The following is a 19479-nucleotide window of genomic DNA, read 5'->3' as shown; positions in this document are numbered from 1 at the left end:
CGCGCGCCGGATGCCGGCAGGGGATTCAGACGGTGGCACAGCTCGCCGTCACCACCCGGTGCCGGCCGAAGGTTCGCAAGTCGCGCAGGAAGTTGTCCCGCCAGGCGTCCAGATCGGCGGCACGCAAGGCCCGCATCATGTCCTCGTAACGTTCCTTGCGCTCCTCCAGCGGCATGCGCAAGGCACGGTCCATAGCCTCGGCCATGCCCAGGCAGTCGTAGGGGTTGACGATCAGCGCCGCGCCCAGCTCGTGGGCCGCGCCGGCGAAGCGCGACAGCACCAGCACGCCCGGATCGGCCGGATTCTGCGCGGCGACGTATTCCTTGGCGACCAGGTTCATGCCGTCGCGCAGCGGAGTGACCAGGCCGACGTTGGCGGTGCGGAACAGGCCCATCAGGGTGCGCCGCTCGAGGCTCTTGTTGAGATAGTGCAGTGGCATCCAGTCGAGATCGGCCAGACGTCCGTTGACATGCCCGGCCACGGTTTCCAGTTGCTTGCGGATGGCTTGGTAGGTCTTCACGTCGGTGCGCGAGGTCGGTGCGATCTGGATGAGTTCCACGTTGCGCCGGTGCTCGGGGTAATGCTCGAGGAGCTGCTCGTAGGCCAGGAAGCGCTCCACCAGCCCCTTGGAGTAGTCCAGCCGGTCGACGCTGATGAGGGTCTTGCGCAGCTTGCCTTCGGCGGTCCGTCCGATCATGGGGCGCCGGCCCCGGTAAGAGTCGGCCAGACGGCGGATCTCGTCGGGCATCACGCCGATGGGATAGACGCCAGCGCGGAAATTCCGCCCGCAGGCGGTCAGGCTGCCGTCGGTCCCGATGAGCCCGTCGAGTTCGCGGCAGACATAGTCCTGAAAGGCCATGCGGTCGCTCTCGGTCTGGAAGCCGATCAGATCGTAGTCGCAGAGGGTCTGGAACAAGTCCCTGTGCGGGGGCACCGTGGTGAGGACCTCCGTCGTCGGGAAGGGAATGTGCAGGAAGAAGCCGATGCGGTTGCCGATTCCCAGTTGGCGACAGGCGGCGGCGAAGGGAATCAGATGGTAATCGTGGACCCAGAGGATGTCGTCGGGACGCAGCAGGGGCTTGAGCTTCTCCGCTAGCATGGCGTTGACCCGCCGGTAGCCCAGGTACTCCGCGCGGCTGTAGCGCGCCAGATCGATGCGGTAGTGGAAGATCGGCCAGAGCGTGGCGTTGGAGAAGCCGCGGTAGTATTCGTTGTAGTCCGGCTTGCTGAGGCCCAAGGTGACGTAGGTAATATTGCCGGCGCTCTCGCAGGCAGTTTCCGGGTTCTGTCCGACCTCGCCGTTCCAGCCGAACCAGATGCCGCCATTCTGCCGCAACGCATCGTACACGCCCACGGCCAATCCCCCGGCAGCGACCTTGCCTTCGCGGATGGGAGCGACCCGATTGGAAATCACGACTAGACGGCTCATGGATAAATCTCCGGTTTGAGGGGCCGGACCAGAGCGTCCAGCCATTTTTCCACCGCCGAGACGGAGTCCAGCCGCTGTCGAGCGGCCGTCTCGCCCGGCCCTACCTTGAACGAATGCCCACCCAGGGCGTTGACCGCCTGGAAACCGGCCTCGTCGGTGAGGTCGTCGCCGATGAATACTGGCACCCGGCCGCCGAACGGCGGCTCGCGCATGAATTCGCGGATCACCTCCCCCTTGCTGGCGCCGCGCGGCTTGAGTTCAAACACGCACTTACCCGGCTGCAGGGTCAGCAGCGCGGGGTAGCGGCGGATGAAGTCCTCGGCCAGGCCGCGCGCGACCGCCTCCAGTTCGGGCGCCAAACGGAAATGCAGCGCGAAAGCCAGTCCCTTGTTTTCCAGATGCAACCCAGGGTACTGGGCGCAGGCCTGGAACAGTTCGTCCCCGACCCGGCGCAGGGCCTCCCGATCCAGGTTCAGTTGCCGCAGCCGGCCGTCGGCGTCGCGGCGCTCGGCGCCGTGCACGCCGGCGGCCGGCAGGCGCAGCGGCTCGAACAGGTGATCGAGGTCCGCCAGCCGGCGACCGGAGATCACGGCGACCGGCACTCCGACGGTCTGGAGCCGGCCAAGGGCGGCGAGTATGGCGGCGGGGATGAATACCAGCTCGGGACGGGGCTGTATTTCGGCGAGCGTTCCGTCCACATCAAAGAAGAAGGCGCAGCCTTGCAGGTCCTGCGCATGGGTAGGGCATTGACCGTTCATATAGATTATGACCACCAACCGGCAGCTCAGTTTCGTTGGATGTGAATCGACGGCACAGAACTCTATCATTGCCGGCCGGCGACCGGCCTGAATCATCCGCTGTCGCGCAGGTCACACCTTGCAAGAAGGCAGTCCCGGCAGGAGGTTTTCCATGAAACATCGCCAGCCCCGAGTCCAGGAAATAGACGACCTCGAAGATCGCATGGGCCCGCTGCAACCGCTGGACTTCGGCAGTCGCCAGGACGAGCGGCAGGGCCATGCCGGCGATCGGCGGCCGGCCGAGGAACTGCGGGAAGAATTCCCACCGGAGCGGGTTCGCGAAGCCGGCACGAGCGGCGGCGAAACGCCCGACGGACACTCGACCATGGACGATGCGGACCCCGAGATCCTCATCCCCGAGGACGGTGCACGCTCGCCCAAAGAGCGCGGCCACGGCACCCCGGCGGACAAGGATCTGAGCATCGTCACCGCCGAGGGGATCGGCGCGGGCGCCGGCCTGGACGAGGCCGAGGAGGCCCGGCTCTTCCCTCTAGACGGCGAGCCCTGGGATGACCGCACGGACGAAGCGGCCTCATCGGCAGAAGACGAGGAAGAGAACGAGGAGGTTCTTTCCGACGAGGAGCTCAGAGGCCCCGAGCCGCTGCAGTCGTCGCGCGACAGAGAGCCTTGAGGCTCAATCGAGCAGAGTGCAGACCATCACCAGGGCATCCTCGCGCCCGCCGGCGGCCGGGTAGTAGTCGCGCCGCCGGCCGACCTCGTTGAAACCGTAGCGCTCATAGAGCCGGTAAGCAGCGCCGTTGCTGGCCCGCACCTCGAGAAAGCACTCCAGAGCCCGGCGCTCCCGCGCCCGCGTCATCAAGTACTCCAACAGCCGCAGGCCGAGCCCGCGCCCCTGGCTCTGCGGCTTGACGGTAATGTTCAGCAGGTGCGCCTCGTCGAGGATCACCTGGATCACGCCATGGCCGACCTGTTGACCGCCCTCGAACATCAGCCAGCATTCATAGGACTTCAGGGCATCCTGGAAGATGCCGCGCGTCCAGGGATAGCTGAAGGCCGCGTATTCGATCTTCAACACGGCATCCAGGTCCGCCTCGGTCATCGGGCGGAAGCTAATCGCATCACTCATTCGCGGACATCCAACGCATACGTATCCGGCGCATAGCGCGCCACAGCTCGGCCTTGCGGGCCGGCTCTTCCATTAGAGTTTCCAGGCCGGGCAGCACCCAGAGCGGCGGCAAGCCTTCGACCTGTAGTTCGCGAAGGCAGGCATCGGCCTCGATCGCGGCGGCGAAACGCAGCGCCGGCAGGCCGACCAGCCACAGGCAGGCGCAATCGCCCTCCTCCTCCAACCGCGCAGCGACGAAGGTCTGTACGTATTCCAGCGCCGCCTGCGGCCCCTGATCCAGATTTCCGCTTTTGAACAGGGGCCAGCGTACCGGCTCGCCGAGCATGCGCGGACTGTCCGCAAGCCCTGCGGCGCGCAGCAGGTCCCGGAGCAGCAGATAGCCGGGGTCGCGGCTCTGGAAGGGTTCGCCGGTGGGCAGCTCGACCAGCAGGGCGCAGCGCCCGGCGCGCAGCAGTTGCAGGGCGAAGCGCGGTGGCGGCAGCGAAGCGGCTTTGGGCGCGGCCGGCTCGACGACTTCCTCGCCGACGGCGCGCGCTTCGACGCGGGTAACGGGACGGGGGACCTCGATCTTCGCCCGCTCGACCGGCCGTGGTCGGGACGGCATCTCGGACACGCCTCCGGGCTCCGGGTCCGTCCGCAGCGGCGTCGCTGGCCCGGGCGTTTCGAGCAGCTCCGGTCGCGACGGCGCGGCGAACGGCAGCGCCACTCGCGGCAGCCAACTGACCACCTGCATGGCGTCGAGGTAAGCGCGGCGGCGAACCTCGTCGATCAAACGTCGGCCGCCTGCGGATGGGCCTTGGGCACGCCGGCCTGCATCAGGTTCAGCGCATTAATGTAGGCCTTGGCCGACGCCACCAAGATATCGATATCGGCACCGTTGCCGTTGACGATGCGTCCGCTCTTCTCCAGGCGCACCGTGACTTCACCCTGGGAATCGCTGCCTTCGGTGATGGCATTGACCGAGTAGAGCTGCAGGTTGGCCCGGGAGGCGGCGAGCGATTCGATGGCCTTGAAGATCGCGTCCACGGGTCCCGAGCCTTCGGCAGTCGCCTCCTGCTCGCAGCCGGCGACAAAGAGCAGCAGATGCGCCCGCGGCAACGCACCGCTCTTCGAGACGACCTCCAGGGAATGCAGCCGGAAGTGTTCCGGGGCCTCTTCGTCCTGAGCCTCGGAAACCAGCGCCTGCAGATCCTCGTCAAAGATTTCGTGCTTCTTGTCGGCCAGCACCTTGAAACGGGCGAAGGCCGCGTTCAACGCGGCTTCGTCGGCGAGCTGGATGCCCAACTCCTCCAAGCGGGTACGGAAGGCGTTACGCCCGGAGTGTTTGCCCAGCACCATCTTGTTGGTGTGCCAACCGACCGACTGCGCAGACATGATCTCGTAGGTCTCGCGGTGCTTGAGCACGCCGTCCTGATGGATGCCCGACTCGTGAGCGAAGGCGTTGGCACCAACGATGGCCTTGTTCGGCTGCACCGGGAAGCCGGTGATCCCGGAAACCAGTCGCGACGCGGCGAGGATGTGCGGCGTGTCGATGTTGGTGTGCACACCGAGCAGGTCGTGACGGGTCTTGATAGCCATGACGATTTCTTCCAGCGCGGCGTTACCGGCGCGTTCGCCGAGACCGTTGATGGTGCATTCGACCTGGCGCGCCCCGGCCACCACGGCGGCCAGCGAGTTGGCCACGGCCAGTCCCAGGTCGTTGTGGCAGTGCACCGAGAACACGGCCTTGTCGGCGTTGGGAATACGCGCGAGCAGTTGGCCGATCATCTCGCCGTACTGGTGCGGAATGGCGTAGCCGACAGTGTCCGGGATGTTGATGGTGCGCGCGCCGGCGTCGATGGCTGCCTCGATGATCCGGCAGAGGAAGTCGACCTCCGAACGGCCGGCATCCTCGCACGAGAACTCCACGTCCGCGCACAGGCTGCGCGCCTTCTTCACCGCCCGCACGGCCTGCTCGACCACCTGGTCGGGCTGCATGCGCAGTTTGTACTGCATGTGGATCGGACTAGTGGCGATGAATGTGTGGATACGCCCGGAGTTGGCGTTCGCCAGCGCCTCGGCGGCACGCTCGATGTCCGCGTCCACGGCGCGCGCCAGGCTACACACGGTGCTGTCCTTGATGCTCTCGGCGATCGCCTTGACCGACTCGAAGTCTCCCGGGCTGGCAATGGCGAAGCCGGCCTCGATCACGTCCACCCTGAGCCGCTCCAGCGCCTTGGCGATGCGCAGCTTCTCCTCCTTGGTCATGGAGGCGCCGGGGCTCTGTTCGCCGTCGCGCAGGGTGGTGTCAAAGATGATGACACGGTCTTTGCTGCTCATTCACTGCTCCTCACGACCCCGTCCGGTGAAGACGGGGCTCAGGCTTGTCGATGCTTGCCGTCGGGCAAGCCCATGGCGGAATTGTGGCCGGAAACGGAACAGGCGGAAAGCGCCGGGCCCAATCGGACTTCACGGCGATACACCGATCGTCGGCGAAAACGACGAGGGACCGCGATGCGGCCCCTCTCCTTCATCGTTACGCATCGGGGTGCCGAATCACTTCTTCTCCTTTTCCAGGGCGATCTTCGGCGCCCACTGCAGCCATTCGCTGTCCGCCTCGGAGAATAGCGGGAAGGTCTGCCCCGGAAGCGCCGGCTTGCCCATCCGCTCGCCGTCCGGCGTGGCGAAAGCGATGCCGCCCTCGAGCAGGGTTTCCAGCGACTCGGTACGCAGTTGCGCACCCTTGAGCAGACTGAAATCGAAGCCGAAGCCACTGGCGATCCAGAAGCGGCTGCCACTGCGCACCAAAGGCACATAGCGCGGTTCGATGAGAATGCCGATCAGCACCCGGTCGGCATTCGGCCCCAGTTCGAATCCGGTGACTTTGCCGACCGTCACCTCGCGGTAAGTGACCGGTACACCCACCTTGAGCGAACCGCGCCGCGGCGAACTGAGCACCAGCCGAAGGCCAGGCTCCGGATTGGCGGCGCCTTCCGGCGCGCCCGACAGGGCGACGAAGCTCGTCTGCCGTGAGGACTTGCCGGGATCCGGCCGCACCTCGATGTAGGGACCGCTGATCAGAGTGTCCAGGTTGGCGGTACGTATCAGGCCGAGTTCGGGCCTGACCACCCAGAACTGGCTGCCGACACGGGCGATACGCTCGGCTGCCTGGGTGATCCGGGTGCGGAGCAAGACCGATTGCAGGTCGTCGCTCAGTTCGACCCCTTCCACCTTGCCGACATCCAACCCCTTGTAGCGGATCGGCGTGCCGGCTTTCAGCCCGTCGCCGCTGTCGACGCGGATCTGCAGCTCCAGCCCGGCCTGCAGAGCGCTCTCGCGATCGGCGTGCAGGGCGTAGCGCGGAATCCGCCGCGTGTTGGCAGCCGCCTCGGGATCGGGGGTTTCGAAAGCGATGCCGCCAGCTAGCAAGGTCTGCAGGGACTCGCTCTTCACCTCGATTCCGGACAGACCACCGCTCAAGGTGACGCCACTGGCATTCCAAAAGCGCGTCGAGCTGTTTACCAGACTGGCGTATTCCGGCTCGATGTGCACGCCCAGCAGCACACGGCGGTGATTGCGGGACAACTGGAAACTCTGCACTGAACCGACCTTGATCTGCCGGTAGAGCACCGGACTGCCGATATCCAGCGAACCGAGGGTATCGCTAGTCAACACCAAGTGCAGGCCGGGAGCGCCGAGATCCATGGGCGGCGCCTTGCTGCGGGCAACGAAGGAGCGCCTGACCGACGCTCCCTTCTCGCCCGGGCGCATGCCGATGTAATTGCCCTTCACCAGCGCCTCGAGGCCGGTGACCCCGCCCAGGGAGATGGAGGGCTTGACCACCCAGAAATCGGTACCCTCGACCAGGAAATCTTCGGCCAGCGGATCCAACGTCAGCTCAGCCATGGCACGGGAAAGGCCAGGCTCGATTTGCAAGGTTTTCAGGATGCCGACCTGGATGCCTTTGTACACCACCGGGGTGCGCCCGGCCTGGAGCCCCTCGAAGTCGCTCAGTTCGAGCATGACCTTGATACCGGTCTGGGCCGCGTCGAAATTGTCATAGAGACGAAACGGCAGGCGCGGATCGGTAGGCGGGCTGTCTTTGCGGTTCTCCGGCGTGGCGAAGGCGATGCCACCCGCCACGATGCTGGCCAGGGACTCGGTATGGAACTTGACCCCGCCGAGTCCGGCATCGACCGTGATTCCACTGGCATTCCAGAAACGCGTGTGCTTGCGTACCAGATGGGCATAGGCCGGCTCGACGAAGATCCTGATCTCCACGGTGCTCAGATCCTCGGCCAGTTGGTAGCTCTTCACCCGGCCGACCTGGATCTGCTTGTAGAACACGGGACTGTCTCGGCTCAACGAGCCCAGCCGCTCGGCTTTCAGGGTGATATGCAATCCGGGCGTGCTGTCCGGCATGGGTGGCTCTTCGGACAGGGCGGTGAATCTCTTGCTCGGCTCGCCATCGCCCGGGTTGACCGCTATGTAGTTCCCGGAAACCAAGGTTTCCAGACCGGTGATGCCGGCCAGGGAAACCCGTGGCTTGACCAGCCAGAAGCGTGTATTGCTGCGCAGGTAGGACTCGACGTCCTTGTTCATCTCCAGCGTGGCGATCACCCCAGTGTTCGAGCCTTCGTCGTCCAGGGTAAGACCTACGACCTTGCCGACCGGCATACCCTTGTAGATCACCTCGGTCTTGTTGATCTGGATACCTTCGCCGCTGGTGAAACGTACCTGAACTTCGATGCCGGCCTGGTCGTAGGCGCGCCAGGCAAGCCAGGCGCCGATCAGCAAGGCGATCAACGGCAATATCCAGATCGCCGACCAGGTAGAGGCCGGACGCGTCCTCGCCTCGGGCAAGTCACTCATGGCCATCGTCGGACTCCGTGTTGTCCCAAATCAAACGTGGATCGAAGGTGGAAGCCGCCAACATGGTCAGAATCACCACAGTGGCAAAGGCTACGGCTCCCAGATTCGGCTCGACCCTGGCCAGGGTGCCGAAGTTGACCACAGCCACCAGAGTGGCGATAACGAAGATATCCAGCATCGACCAGCGGCCAATCCACTCGATGAAGCGGAACATGAGGATGCGCTGGCGGGCGGAAAGCGCCTGATGGCGCTGCACGGAAATCAGCAGCAAGGCCATACCAACCAGTTTGAAGGTCGGCACCAGAATGCTCGCCACGAACACTACCAGCGCCACGGGCAGGGAGCCCATTTGTACCAGAGCGACCACACCGGACATGATGGTATCCGGCTCGCCCTTGCCAAGGGCGCTGACGGTCATGATGGGCAGCAGATTGGCCGGGATGTACAGAATTGCGGCAGTCAACAGGAGCGCCCAGGTACGCCCCAAGCTGTTCGGATGGCGCGCATGGACCCGAGCGCCGCAGCGAACGCATTGCAGCTCATCGTGATTCTCCTCGCGGCGGTTGAGCTGATGGCACTCGGGACAGACCAGAATGCCTGCATCAATGGCTCGCATGCACCCTCCCCCGGGACAAGGCTTCCCATACCTGGTGCGGAGACATGGTGATCTCAAGCCAGACCTGTACCAGCAAAAGACAGATGAAACAGGCCAATCCCGCTCCAACTGCCAGATCGGCCAGTGAAAGCAGCTTGACGATCGAAACCAGAATGCCCATGAAATAAACTTCCAGCATTCCCCATTCGCGCAGATGGTGGTAGGTGCGATACAGCAGCAGACCATAACCACGCCCCACATCCCAACGTATGCTCAGCAAGACGACCAGTTGGCAGAGCAGCTTGAGCAACGGTATTCCCATGCTGCAGAGGAAGACGACCACCGCAATGCCCTGCAGATCGCTTTCATAGAGCGCGACGACGGCGCTCCATACGGTGTCCTCGGTCGTCTGGCCCAGAAGGCGAAGCTGTAGGATCGGCAGAAAGTTGGCCGGCACATAGAGCAACAAGGCGGCGAGGACCAGGGCCAGGCTACGCCCCAGCATATGGGGCTGGTAGCTGAACAACTCGAAACCACAGCGGGGACATTCGGCACGCTCGCTCGGCGCGAGTTCAGGCTTGAGCATCAGCAAGTCGCACTCATGACAAGCGACCAGTTTGTCCAGGGAAAGCTCCCCCAAGTCATGAGATCGACTCGAATCAGGCATGGCAACTGCTCGGGTGAAACGGCCGTCCATTCTAAACGAGCGGGACGGGTTCGTAGAGAGCCCGGGGCAAGCAAAAACCCCCGTACCGACGAGACGGTCCGGGGGTTCGCAAAAGGGGCTTGACGATGACCTACTCTCACATGGGGAAACCCCACACTACCATCGGCGAGGCGTCGTTTCACGGCTGAGTTCGGGATGGGATCAGGTGGTTCCAACGCTCTATGATCGTCAAGCAATTCGGTTGCCGCCGTGTCGAGGACACGACAGCCAATCGGGTCGGTGATAGCAGTAACCTGTTTCCGGCAATGTGCGGTCCAGCCAAATCTTCGGCCTGTCGGCTGCGCCCTCTGCAGGCCACCCTGCGGCGGACAACAGATTGTTTGGGCGTTATATGGTCAAGCCTCACGGGCCATTAGTATGGGTTAGCTCAACGCCTCACAACGCTTACACACCCCACCTATCAACGTCGTAGTCTGCGACGGCCCTTCAGGGAGCTCAAGGCCCCGGTGAGATCTCATCTTGAGGCGAGTTTCCCGCTTAGATGCTTTCAGCGGTTATCTCTTCCGAACGTAGCTACCCGGCAGTGCCACTGGCGTGACAACCGGAACACCAGAGGTTCGTCCAACCCGGTCCTCTCGTACTAAGGTCAGCCCCTCTCAAATCTCAAACGTCCACGGCAGATAGGGACCGAACTGTCTCACGACGTTCTAAACCCAGCTCGCGTACCACTTTAAATGGCGAACAGCCATACCCTTGGGACCGGCTTCAGCCCCAGGATGTGATGAGCCGACATCGAGGTGCCAAACACCGCCGTCGATATGAACTCTTGGGCGGTATCAGCCTGTTATCCCCGGAGTACCTTTTATCCGTTGAGCGATGGCCCTTCCATACAGAACCACCGGATCACTAAGACCTACTTTCGTACCTGCTCGACGTGTCTGTCTCGCAGTCAAGCGCGCTTTTGCCTTTATACTCTGCGCGTGATTTCCGACCACGCTGAGCGCACCTTCGTACTCCTCCGTTACGCTTTGGGAGGAGACCGCCCCAGTCAAACTGCCCACCATACACTGTCCTCGATCCGGATAACGGACCGGAGTTAGAACCTCAAGCATGCCAGGGTGGTATTTCAAGGATGGCTCCGGGGGAACTGGCGTCCCCCCTTCACAGCCTCCCACCTATCCTACACAAGCAGGCTCAAAGTCCAGTGCAAAGCTACAGTAAAGGTTCACGGGGTCTTTCCGTCTAGCCGCGGATACACTGCATCTTCACAGCGATTTCAATTTCACTGAGTCTCGGGTGGAGACAGCGCCGCCATCGTTACGCCATTCGTGCAGGTCGGAACTTACCCGACAAGGAATTTCGCTACCTTAGGACCGTTATAGTTACGGCCGCCGTTTACCGGGGCTTCGATCAAGAGCTTCGCTTGCGCTAACCCCATCAATTAACCTTCCGGCACCGGGCAGGCGTCACACCCTATACGTCCACTTTCGTGTTTGCAGAGTGCTGTGTTTTTAATAAACAGTCGCAGCGGCCTGGTATCTTCGACCGGCATGGGCTTACGGGGTAAACCCTTAACCCTCACCGGCGCACCTTCTCCCGAAGTTACGGTGCCATTTTGCCTAGTTCCTTCACCCGAGTTCTCTCAAGCGCCTTGGTATTCTCTACCCGACCACCTGTGTCGGTTTGGGGTACGGTTCCTGGTTACCTGAAGCTTAGAGGCTTTTCTTGGAAGCAGGGCATCAACCACTTCGCCTTCGTATAAGAAGGCTCGTCATCGGTTCTCGACCTTGACCACCCGGATTTGCCTGAGTGATCGGCCTACCGCCTTAAACTTGGACAACCAACGCCAAGCTGGCCTAGCCTTCTCCGTCCCCCCATCGCAGTAACCAGAAGTACGGGAATATTAACCCGTTTCCCATCGACTACGCTTTTCAGCCTCGCCTTAGGGGCCGACTCACCCTGCGTCGATTAACGTTGCGCAGGAACCCTTGGTCTTTCGGCGTGGGTGTTTTTCACACCCATTGTCGTTACTCATGTCAGCATTCGCACTTCTGATACCTCCAGCAAGCCTCTCGACTCACCTTCACAGGCGTACAGAACGCTCCTCTACCGCGCAGCTTGCGCTGCACCCGTAGCTTCGGTGCCTGGTTTGAGCCCCGTTACATCTTCCGCGCAGGCCGACTCGACTAGTGAGCTATTACGCTTTCTTTAAAGGGTGGCTGCTTCTAAGCCAACCTCCTAGCTGTCTAAGCCTTCCCACATCGTTTCCCACTTAACCAGGACTTTGGGACCTTAGCTGACGGTCTGGGTTGTTTCCCTTTTCACGACGGACGTTAGCACCCGCCGTGTGTCTCCCGTGCTGGCACTTGCCGGTATTCGGAGTTTGCATCGGTTTGGTAAGTCGGGATGACCCCCTAGCCGAAACAGTGCTCTACCCCCGGCAGTGATACACGAGGCGCTACCTAAATAGCTTTCGAGGAGAACCAGCTATCTCCGAGCTTGATTAGCCTTTCACTCCGATCCACAAGTCATCCGCTACCTTTTCAACGGGAGTCGGTTCGGTCCTCCAGTCAGTGTTACCTAACCTTCAACCTGCTCATGGATAGATCGCCCGGTTTCGGGTCTATACCCAGCGACTTGGCGCCCTATTAAGACTCGCTTTCGCTACGCCTCCCCTATACGGTTAAGCTTGCCACTGAATATAAGTCGCTGACCCATTATACAAAAGGTACGCAGTCACCCAACCAAGTGGGCTCCCACTGCTTGTACGCATACGGTTTCAGGATCTATTTCACTCCCCTCTCCGGGGTTCTTTTCGCCTTTCCCTCACGGTACTGGTTCACTATCGGTCAGTCAGGAGTATTTAGCCTTGGAGGATGGTCCCCCCATGTTCAGACAACGTTTCACGTGCGCCGTCCTACTCGATTTCATTGACCAGGGACTTTCGTGTACGGGGCTATCACCCGCTACGGCGGCCCTTTCCAGAGCCTTCCACTAATCCCTCGCCAACTTAAGGGCTGCTCCCCGTTCGCTCGCCACTACTAAGGGAATCTCGGTTGATTTCTGTTCCTCAGGGTACTTAGATGTTTCAGTTCCCCTGGTTCGCCTCTTGCCCCTATGGATTCAGGACAAGATACCCGGCTTGTGCCGGGTGGGTTTCCCCATTCAGAGATCGCCGGATCACGGGCCGTTTGCCGCCTCCCCGACGCTTATCGCAGGCTACCACGTCTTTCATCGCCTCTGACTGCCAAGGCATCCACCGTATGCGCTTCTTCACTTGACCATATAACCCCAAGCAATCTGTGGCCTCGCGGCCGTGCCTGGCTGGTGTGAAGACGACATTTGCCGAACATTTGCGCTTGAACTCGCACATTTGCCTTGACCGCGCCGACCGCAGTGAAACGAGCGGCGCGTCGTACTTCTATCACATACCCGAATTGTTAAAGAACGGTTCTGGCGCAAAGACCAGAAATCAGCATTCGCCCGATGGGAAATGCTCATTTCTAAGCTTTCAGCGATGGTGGTGGATGGTGGAGCCAAGGAGGATCGAACTCCTGACCTCCTGCGTGCAAAGCAGGCGCTCTCCCAGCTGAGCTATGGCCCCTCTTGCCTTGCGCGAGGTCGACACTGGCCACACCCCGTGACAATTGGTGGGTCTGGGCAGATTCGAACTGCCGACCTCACCCTTATCAGGGGTGCGCTCTAACCAACTGAGCTACAGACCCAATCGTCTCACTCTCGGGTCTAAACCCAATCGCTGTTTGCCAGGGAATCAAGCAATTCGTGTGGGTGCTTATGAAAAGCCGGATCTTCGATTAAGGAGGTGATCCAGCCGCAGGTTCCCCTACGGCTACCTTGTTACGACTTCACCCCAGTCATGAATCACTCCGTGGTAACCGTCCTCCCGAGGGTTAGACTAGCTACTTCTGGAGCAACCCACTCCCATGGTGTGACGGGCGGTGTGTACAAGGCCCGGGAACGTATTCACCGCGACATTCTGATTCGCGATTACTAGCGATTCCGACTTCACGCAGTCGAGTTGCAGACTGCGATCCGGACTACGATCGGTTTTCTGGGATTGGCTCCGCCTCGCGACTTGGCAACCCTTTGTACCGACCATTGTAGCACGTGTGTAGCCCTGGCCGTAAGGGCCATGATGACTTGACGTCATCCCCACCTTCCTCCGGTTTGTCACCGGCAGTCTCCTTAGAGTGCCCACCCGAGGTGCTGGTAACTAAGGACAAGGGTTGCGCTCGTTACGGGACTTAACCCAACATCTCACGACACGAGCTGACGACAGCCATGCAGCACCTGTCTCTGCGCTCCCGAAGGCACCGCTCCATCTCTGGAACGTTCGCAGGATGTCAAGGCCAGGTAAGGTTCTTCGCGTTGCTTCGAATTAAACCACATGCTCCACCGCTTGTGCGGGCCCCCGTCAATTCATTTGAGTTTTAACCTTGCGGCCGTACTCCCCAGGCGGTCGACTTAATGCGTTAGCTGCGCCACTAAGCTCTCAAGGAGCCCAACGGCTAGTCGACATCGTTTACGGCGTGGACTACCAGGGTATCTAATCCTGTTTGCTCCCCACGCTTTCGCACCTCAGTGTCAGTATCGGTCCAGGTGGTCGCCTTCGCCACTGGTGTTCCTTCCTATATCTACGCATTTCACCGCTACACAGGAAATTCCACCACCCTCTACCGTACTCTAGCCCAGTAGTTTTGGATGCGGTTCCCAGGTTGAGCCCGGGGCTTTCACATCCAACTTGCCGAACCACCTACGCGCGCTTTACGCCCAGTAATTCCGATTAACGCTTGCACCCTTCGTATTACCGCGGCTGCTGGCACGAAGTTAGCCGGTGCTTATTCTGTCGGTAACGTCAAGGCGCTTGGGTATTGACCGAGCGCCCTTCCTCCCAACTTAAAGTGCTTTACAATCCGAAGACCTTCTTCACACACGCGGCATGGCTGGATCAGGCTTTCGCCCATTGTCCAATATTCCCCACTGCTGCCTCCCGTAGGAGTCTGGACCGTGTCTCAGTTCCAGTGTGACTGATCATCCTCTCAGACCAGTTACGGATCGTCGCCTTGGTGGGCCTTTACCCCACCAACTAGCTAATCCGACCTAGGCTCATCTGTTAGCGTGAGGCCCGAGGGTCCCCCACTTTCTCCCGTAGGACGTATGCGGTATTAGCGCGGGTTTCCCCGCGTTATCCCCCACTAACAGGCAGATTCCTAGGCGTTACTCACCCGTCCGCCGCTCGCCGGCAACCCGAAGGTCCCGCTGCCGCTCGACTTGCATGTGTTAGGCCTGCCGCCAGCGTTCAATCTGAGCCATGATCAAACTCTTCAGTTTCAATTCGTTTGGATCCTAAGATCCTAAACTCGGCTCAGCAATCGCCATATCTCAACTCATGAATTCACGAGTCGCTTGGACGTGCTGACTGTCTTGCGATGCCAGGCTTGCCACAAGCGCCCACACGAATTGCTTGATTCCACTTTGTTAAAGAGCGTTTCGGCCGGGCTTCCCCATCCGAGGCCGCGCATTCTACCGCAGCCGTTGAACCTGTCAAGCGTTTCGAGGCGTGTTTGGCAGCCTCTTCGCCGACCATTTCCTGCCCTGCTTTATGGCCAAGCCGTTGATTTTCAAGGGCTTGCCCTGCCAGGCAGAAAGTGGGGCGCATTATAGGGCATCGGACTGGAACGTCAATGTTTAATTTTAAATATTCCTTTTTGACAGGACTGAATCAAACACATGGCCTCCATGATCAGAAGTGGGAGAGCGTTCACCCAGCCCTTTTGCGGCGCCACTGCAGCAGATACTGCACCGGACCAGAAATCGCGTAAGCCAGGAAAATCAACAGCAAGATCCGAGGCGGATCGCTGAACACCACAGCGAAGAGCAGCACCACCACCAGAATGGCGACAAAGGGCACCCTCCCCTTGAGATCCAGATCCTTGAAACTGTAGTACTTGATATTACTGACCATCAGCATGCCCGCTGCCGCAACCAGTAGAGCAACCAAGGAAGAAATATTCGACCCCTGGACACCGAAATCATTGAAAGCCCAGACGATACCAGCCACCACGCCCGCCGCCGCCGGGCTGGCCAGCCCGATGAAAAAGCGTTTATCAGCCTTGCCGATCTGTGTGTTGAAACGCGCCAGACGCAGGGCTGCGCCAGCCACATAGATGAACGCAACCATCCAGCCAACCTTGCCCATACTGCCAAGCGCCCACTCGAAGGCGAGGATGGCAGGGGCCAGACCGAAGGCCACCATGTCGGAAAGCGAGTCATATTCAGCACCAAACGCACTTTGCGTGTTGGTCAGACGCGCTACGCGACCATCCAGGCTGTCCAGCACCATTGCGACGAAGACAGTGGCGGCAGCCACGTCCAGGTTTCCATTGATTGCGCTGACTATGGAGTAGAAGCCAGCGAAAAGGTTGGCCGTGGTGAACAGGTTAGGCAGCAAGTAGATACCACGATGGCGAACCTTGCGCCCCTCAGCGTCCCGCCCTTCCTCAATGTGTTCATCGATGGGCAGCAGGCTGTCAGCTGCGGGTCCCTTGTTGGACTCCTCCGGACGTTCGTTCATGAACAGTACCTTGCAGTTCAGGAAGATTTTAGCTGCCGCCCCGAATGCACATCGCAGGCAGCGCGCTCAAGGCGGCTTTATACCAGAAGCCACCCCACAACGAAAAAACGCGGCCTGAGCCGCGTCTTTTCATTTTAACGTTCAACTTTAGTTCTTGGTCTTGTCGACAATCTTGTTGGCCGCGATCCAGGGCATCATGGTACGCAGTTTCTCACCGACCACCTCGATCTGATGCGCAGCATTGTTGCGACGGTAGGCAGTCATCGACGGATAGTTGGCAGCGCCTTCGGTAATGAACATCTTGGCGTACTCACCATCCTGAATACGCTTCAAGGCGTTGCGCATGGCCTGACGGGATTGCTCATTGATCACCTCCGGACCGGTGACATACTCACCGTATTCGGCGTTATTGGAGATCGAGTAGTTCATGTTGGCAATGCCGCCCTCGAACATGAGGTCGACGATCAGCTTCAATTCGTGCAGACACTCGAAGTAGGCCATTTCCGGCGCGTAACCAGCCTCGACCAGGGTTTCGAAACCAGCCTTGACCAGCTCCACACAGCCGCCACACAGAACAGCTTGCTCGCCGAACAGGTCGGTCTCGGTTTCATCCTTGAAAGTGGTTTCGATGATGCCGGTACGCCCACCGCCCACACCGCAGGCATAGGACAGGGCAAGGTTTTTGGCATTGCCGGAAGCATCCTGATAAACAGCGATCAGATCAGGAATGCCGCCGCCGCGGACAAACTCGGAACGCACGGTATGTCCCGGCGCTTTGGGGGCGATCATGATGACGTCGAGGTCGGCGCGCGGCACTACTTGATTGTAGTGAATGGAGAAACCATGGGCAAAAGCCAGGGTTGCCCCCTTCTTCAGGTTCGGCTCGATCTCATCCTTATACAAGCGGCCCTGGAACTCGTCAGGAGTCAGAATCATCACCACATCGGCAGCGGCAACGGCATCCTTGACACTCTTTACGGTCAGTCCATGAGCCTCGGCCTTGGCTACCGAAGCGGAACCGGCGCGCAAACCGACGTAAACATCAACGCCGGAATCCTTCAGGTTGCAGGCGTGCGCATGGCCTTGGGAACCGTAACCGATGATGGCAACCTTCTTGCTTTGAATGATGGAAAGGTCGCAATCTTTATCGTAATACACTTTCATGAGGTTACCCCTGTTATCTGGCCCGGTACGGCCATTTGTTAAATGGTGAGTACTTTGTCGCCACGGGCAATGCCGGTGACTCCACTGCGCACGGTTTCGAGGATCGAGGAGGTACCGATGGCATGCAGAAAGCTGTCCAGCTTGTCACTGGTACCAGTGAGCTGAATGGTATAGACGCTGCTGGTGACATCGACGATTTGGCCACGGAAGATATCGGTTGTGCGCTTGATCTCGGCGCGCTGTGCACCGGTGGCCTTAACCTTGACCAGCAGCAACTCGCGCTCGATGTGCGCACTTTCCGACAGGTCTACCAGCTTGACCACCTCGATCAGCTTGTTGAGGTTCTTGGTGATCTGTTCGATCACCTCGTTTTGGCCAATGGTGGTCAAAGTTAGGCGAGATAGCGTCGGATCCTCGGTAGGTGCAACAGTGAGCGTTTCGATATTGTAGTTGCGCTGCGAAAACAGACCGACCACCCGGGACAGGGCGCCCGGCTCGTTTTCCAACAGCAGGGAAATGATGTGTCGCATGCTCAGGTCCGCTCCGTCTTGCTCAGCCACATGTCGCGCATTGCACCGTCCCTGATTTGCATCGGATAGACGTGCTCGCTGGTATCCACCGCGATGTCGAGGAACACCAAACGTTTTTTCAGAGCGAAGGCTTCCTCCAGCTTCGGCTTGAGGTCCTTCAACTCGGTGATACGCATACCGACATGGCCATAAGCCTCGGCCAGCTTGACAAAATCGGGCAACGACTCCATGTATGAATGCGAATAGCGGCTGCTGTACTGCATGTCTTGCCACTGGCGAACCATGCCCAGCGCGCCGTTGTTGAGGTTGACGATCTTGACCGGCAGGTCGTACTGCATGCAGGTCGACATTTCCTGAATGTTCATCTGGATGCTGCCCTCCCCGGTGATACAGGCCACATCGGCCTCGGGGAAATTCAGCTTGACGCCCATGGCTGCGGGGAAGCCGAAGCCCATGGTACCCAGGCCACCGGAGTTGATCCAACGATTCGGCTTGGCGTACCTGTAGTATTGGGCGGCGAACATCTGGTGCTGCCCCACGTCGGAAGCGACATAAGCATCCCCCTTGGTCACCTCGTACAGGGTCTCGATCACCATCTGCGGCTTGATGATGCTGCCATCGCCCTTGTCGTAGGGAAACAGACCGCGCGTGCCGCGCCATTCCTCGATCTGCTTCCACCAACTAGCTACGACCTCCTTCTGCGGCATCGCGCCAATCTCCTTGACGATGGAGATCATTTCAGCGAGCACGCTGTCAACGGGTCCAACGATCGGCACATCGGCCTTGATGGTTTTGGAAATCGAGGCCGGATCGATATCGACATGAATGATCTTGGCATTCGGGCAGAACTTGGCGGCCCCATTGACAACCCGATCATCGAAACGCGCGCCGATGGCCAGGATCACATCGGAATGATGCATGGCCAGGTTGGCGGTATAGCTACCGTGCATGCCGAGCATGCCGAGGAATTGCCGGTCGTTGCCCGGATAGCCGCCCAAGCCCATCAGGGTATTGGTCACCGGCAGGTTGAGCATCTGTGCCAGTTCGGTCAACTGAGCGGCAGCCCCGCCCATGATCACGCCACCGCCGGAGTAGAGTACGGGACGCTTGGCGGCCAGGAGCATCTCGACCGCCTTGCGGATCTGCCCGGAATGGCCACGCTGAGCAGGACTGTAGGAGCGCAGCTTGACTTTCTTCGGATAGACGTATTCGTACTTCTGGGACGGATCGCCCATATCCTTCGGAATATCCACCACCACCGGACCGGGACGGCCTGACTCGGCAATATAGAAAGCCTTTTTCAGCATTTCGGGGATTTCCGAAGGATGCTTGACGATGAAGCTGTGCTTCACGATCGGACGGGAGACACCGATCATATCGGTCTCCTGGAAAGCGTCGCTGCCGACCATGTTGCTCGGCACTTGCCCGGAAATCACCACCATGGGGATGGAGTCCATATAGGCAGTGGCGATACCGGTGATGGCGTTGGTCGCACCGGGCCCGGAGGTCACTAGCACGACGCCGGCCTTGCCGGTGGCGCGGGCATAGCCATCGGCCATGTGGGTGGCCGCCTGCTCGTGACGAACCAGAATATGGGTAACTTCCTTTTCCTTGAACAGGGCATCGTAGATGTGCAGAAGGGCACCGCCCGGATATCCGTAGATGTATTTAACGCCTTCGTCGCGCAAGAAGCGGACTACCATTTCAGCGCCGGATAAAAGCTCCACGTTGTTCACCTCTAGAACGCCAGATTGCCGCCGGCTA

At 60.2% G+C, this 19479-nt stretch carries 13 protein-coding genes, 2 tRNA genes and 3 rRNA genes; 1 reads left to right on the top strand and 17 read right to left on the bottom strand.

All coding sequences use genetic code 11. The features are described 5' to 3' along the window. Nucleotides 1-25: 25 nt before the first annotated feature. Together otsA and otsB are read right to left on the bottom strand one after the other, a co-directional pair. A complete protein-coding gene (gene otsA, locus ACGI6K_RS03255) occupies nt 26-1429 on the bottom strand; it encodes an alpha,alpha-trehalose-phosphate synthase (UDP-forming) (RefSeq protein WP_376949648.1) in 1404 nt (467 codons plus the stop codon). Beyond that, nucleotides 1426-2187 carry a trehalose-phosphatase gene (otsB, locus tag ACGI6K_RS03250; RefSeq protein ID WP_376949650.1) on the bottom strand — a complete coding sequence of 254 codons (762 nt, stop codon included), beginning with the start codon at nt 2185-2187 and terminating at the stop codon, nt 1426-1428. Before otsB ends, otsA begins: the two co-directional genes overlap by 4 nt. A 151-nt stretch (nt 2188-2338) precedes the next feature. Here otsB and ACGI6K_RS03245 point away from each other — a divergent pair, with 151 nt between their 5' ends. Then, on the top strand, nt 2339-2857 hold the full coding sequence (locus ACGI6K_RS03245; RefSeq protein WP_376949652.1) for a hypothetical protein: 519 nt from the start codon (nt 2339-2341) through the stop codon (nt 2855-2857). Between the two features lie 3 nt (nt 2858-2860). Here the strand turns inward: ACGI6K_RS03245 and rimI are convergent, their stop codons facing one another. The 15 genes from rimI to ACGI6K_RS03170 form a co-directional block, all read right to left on the bottom strand. Then, nucleotides 2861-3313, bottom strand: a complete 453-nt coding sequence (gene rimI, locus ACGI6K_RS03240) for a ribosomal protein S18-alanine N-acetyltransferase (RefSeq protein ID WP_376949655.1) — start codon at nt 3311-3313, stop codon at nt 2861-2863. Then, nucleotides 3306-4085, bottom strand: coding sequence for an energy transducer TonB (locus ACGI6K_RS03235; RefSeq protein ID WP_376949657.1), 780 nt, complete (start codon nt 4083-4085; stop codon nt 3306-3308). Before ACGI6K_RS03235 ends, rimI begins: the two co-directional genes overlap by 8 nt. Beyond that, entirely contained in the window at nt 4082-5632 is a 1551-nt protein-coding gene (locus ACGI6K_RS03230) for a 2-isopropylmalate synthase (RefSeq protein WP_376949659.1), read from the bottom strand. The genes ACGI6K_RS03235 and ACGI6K_RS03230 overlap by 4 nt, the downstream gene beginning before the upstream one ends. 216 nt (nt 5633-5848) lie before the next feature. Further along, complete coding sequence (locus ACGI6K_RS03225; protein ID WP_376949667.1) at nt 5849-8164, bottom strand: PqiB family protein; 2316 nt, start codon at nt 8162-8164, stop codon at nt 5849-5851. Next, the gene (locus tag ACGI6K_RS03220) at nt 8157-8780 is read right to left on the bottom strand and encodes a paraquat-inducible protein A (protein ID WP_376949661.1); all 624 of its coding nucleotides are present in this window, start codon (nt 8778-8780) and stop codon (nt 8157-8159) included. Before ACGI6K_RS03220 ends, ACGI6K_RS03225 begins: the two co-directional genes overlap by 8 nt. Further along, complete coding sequence (locus ACGI6K_RS03215) at nt 8767-9426, bottom strand: paraquat-inducible protein A (RefSeq protein WP_376949669.1); 660 nt, start codon at nt 9424-9426, stop codon at nt 8767-8769. The genes ACGI6K_RS03220 and ACGI6K_RS03215 overlap by 14 nt, the downstream gene beginning before the upstream one ends. Nucleotides 9427-9543: 117 nt before the next feature. Then, a 5S ribosomal RNA gene (gene rrf, locus ACGI6K_RS03210) occupies nt 9544-9659 on the bottom strand. A gap of 158 nt (nt 9660-9817) precedes the next feature. Continuing rightward, nucleotides 9818-12709: ribosomal RNA gene (locus tag ACGI6K_RS03205) — 23S ribosomal RNA — on the bottom strand. A 245-nt stretch (nt 12710-12954) separates the two neighbouring features. Further along, a tRNA-Ala gene (locus ACGI6K_RS03200) sits at nt 12955-13030 on the bottom strand. A gap of 44 nt (nt 13031-13074) precedes the next feature. After that, nucleotides 13075-13151, bottom strand: a tRNA-Ile gene (locus ACGI6K_RS03195). A 91-nt stretch (nt 13152-13242) separates the two neighbouring features. Beyond that, nucleotides 13243-14778: ribosomal RNA gene (locus tag ACGI6K_RS03190) — 16S ribosomal RNA — on the bottom strand. Together the 16S, 23S and 5S rRNA genes with 2 tRNA genes alongside form the textbook arrangement of a ribosomal RNA operon. A 430-nt stretch (nt 14779-15208) precedes the next feature. After that, nucleotides 15209-16021 (bottom strand): CDP-diacylglycerol--serine O-phosphatidyltransferase, encoded by an 813-nt coding sequence (gene pssA, locus ACGI6K_RS03185; RefSeq protein WP_376948043.1) that lies wholly within the window; start codon nt 16019-16021, stop codon nt 15209-15211. A 147-nt stretch (nt 16022-16168) separates the two neighbouring features. Continuing rightward, on the bottom strand, nt 16169-17185 hold the full coding sequence (gene ilvC / locus ACGI6K_RS03180; RefSeq protein ID WP_012702741.1) for a ketol-acid reductoisomerase: 1017 nt from the start codon (nt 17183-17185) through the stop codon (nt 16169-16171). 38 nt (nt 17186-17223) lie between these two features. Further along, entirely contained in the window at nt 17224-17715 is a 492-nt protein-coding gene (gene ilvN / locus ACGI6K_RS03175) for an acetolactate synthase small subunit (RefSeq protein ID WP_376948044.1), read from the bottom strand. A 2-nt stretch (nt 17716-17717) separates the two neighbouring features. Next, a complete protein-coding gene (locus ACGI6K_RS03170; RefSeq protein ID WP_376948045.1) occupies nt 17718-19442 on the bottom strand; it encodes an acetolactate synthase 3 large subunit in 1725 nt (574 codons plus the stop codon). Between the last annotated feature and the right edge of the window lie 37 nt (nt 19443-19479).

It is taken from the genome of Azorhizophilus paspali (assembly GCF_043587585.2).
GTDB lineage: Bacteria > Pseudomonadota > Gammaproteobacteria > Pseudomonadales > Pseudomonadaceae > Azotobacter > Azotobacter paspali.
The sequence above is the reverse complement of the archived record's forward strand: the minus strand, read 5'-3'. Positions and strand labels throughout refer to the sequence as shown.

What these genes read in the sequence shown, in the direction of transcription:
- otsA (WP_376949648.1), bottom strand. Translation starts at nt 1,429, where the DNA reads ATGAGCCGTCTAGTCGTGATTTCCAATCGGGTCGCTCCCATCCGCGAA.
- otsB (WP_376949650.1), bottom strand. Translation starts at nt 2,187, where the DNA reads ATGAACGGTCAATGCCCTACCCATGCGCAGGACCTGCAAGGCTGCGCC.
- ACGI6K_RS03245 (WP_376949652.1), top strand. Translation starts at nt 2,339, where the DNA reads ATGAAACATCGCCAGCCCCGAGTCCAGGAAATAGACGACCTCGAAGAT.
- rimI (WP_376949655.1), bottom strand. Translation starts at nt 3,313, where the DNA reads ATGAGTGATGCGATTAGCTTCCGCCCGATGACCGAGGCGGACCTGGAT.
- ACGI6K_RS03230 (WP_376949659.1), bottom strand. Translation starts at nt 5,632, where the DNA reads ATGAGCAGCAAAGACCGTGTCATCATCTTTGACACCACCCTGCGCGAC.
- ACGI6K_RS03225 (WP_376949667.1), bottom strand. Translation starts at nt 8,164, where the DNA reads ATGAGTGACTTGCCCGAGGCGAGGACGCGTCCGGCCTCTACCTGGTCG.
- ACGI6K_RS03220 (WP_376949661.1), bottom strand. Translation starts at nt 8,780, where the DNA reads ATGCGAGCCATTGATGCAGGCATTCTGGTCTGTCCCGAGTGCCATCAG.
- ACGI6K_RS03215 (WP_376949669.1), bottom strand. Translation starts at nt 9,426, where the DNA reads ATGCCTGATTCGAGTCGATCTCATGACTTGGGGGAGCTTTCCCTGGAC.
- pssA (WP_376948043.1), bottom strand. Translation starts at nt 16,021, where the DNA reads ATGAACGAACGTCCGGAGGAGTCCAACAAGGGACCCGCAGCTGACAGC.
- ilvC (WP_012702741.1), bottom strand. Translation starts at nt 17,185, where the DNA reads ATGAAAGTGTATTACGATAAAGATTGCGACCTTTCCATCATTCAAAGC.
- ilvN (WP_376948044.1), bottom strand. Translation starts at nt 17,715, where the DNA reads ATGCGACACATCATTTCCCTGCTGTTGGAAAACGAGCCGGGCGCCCTG.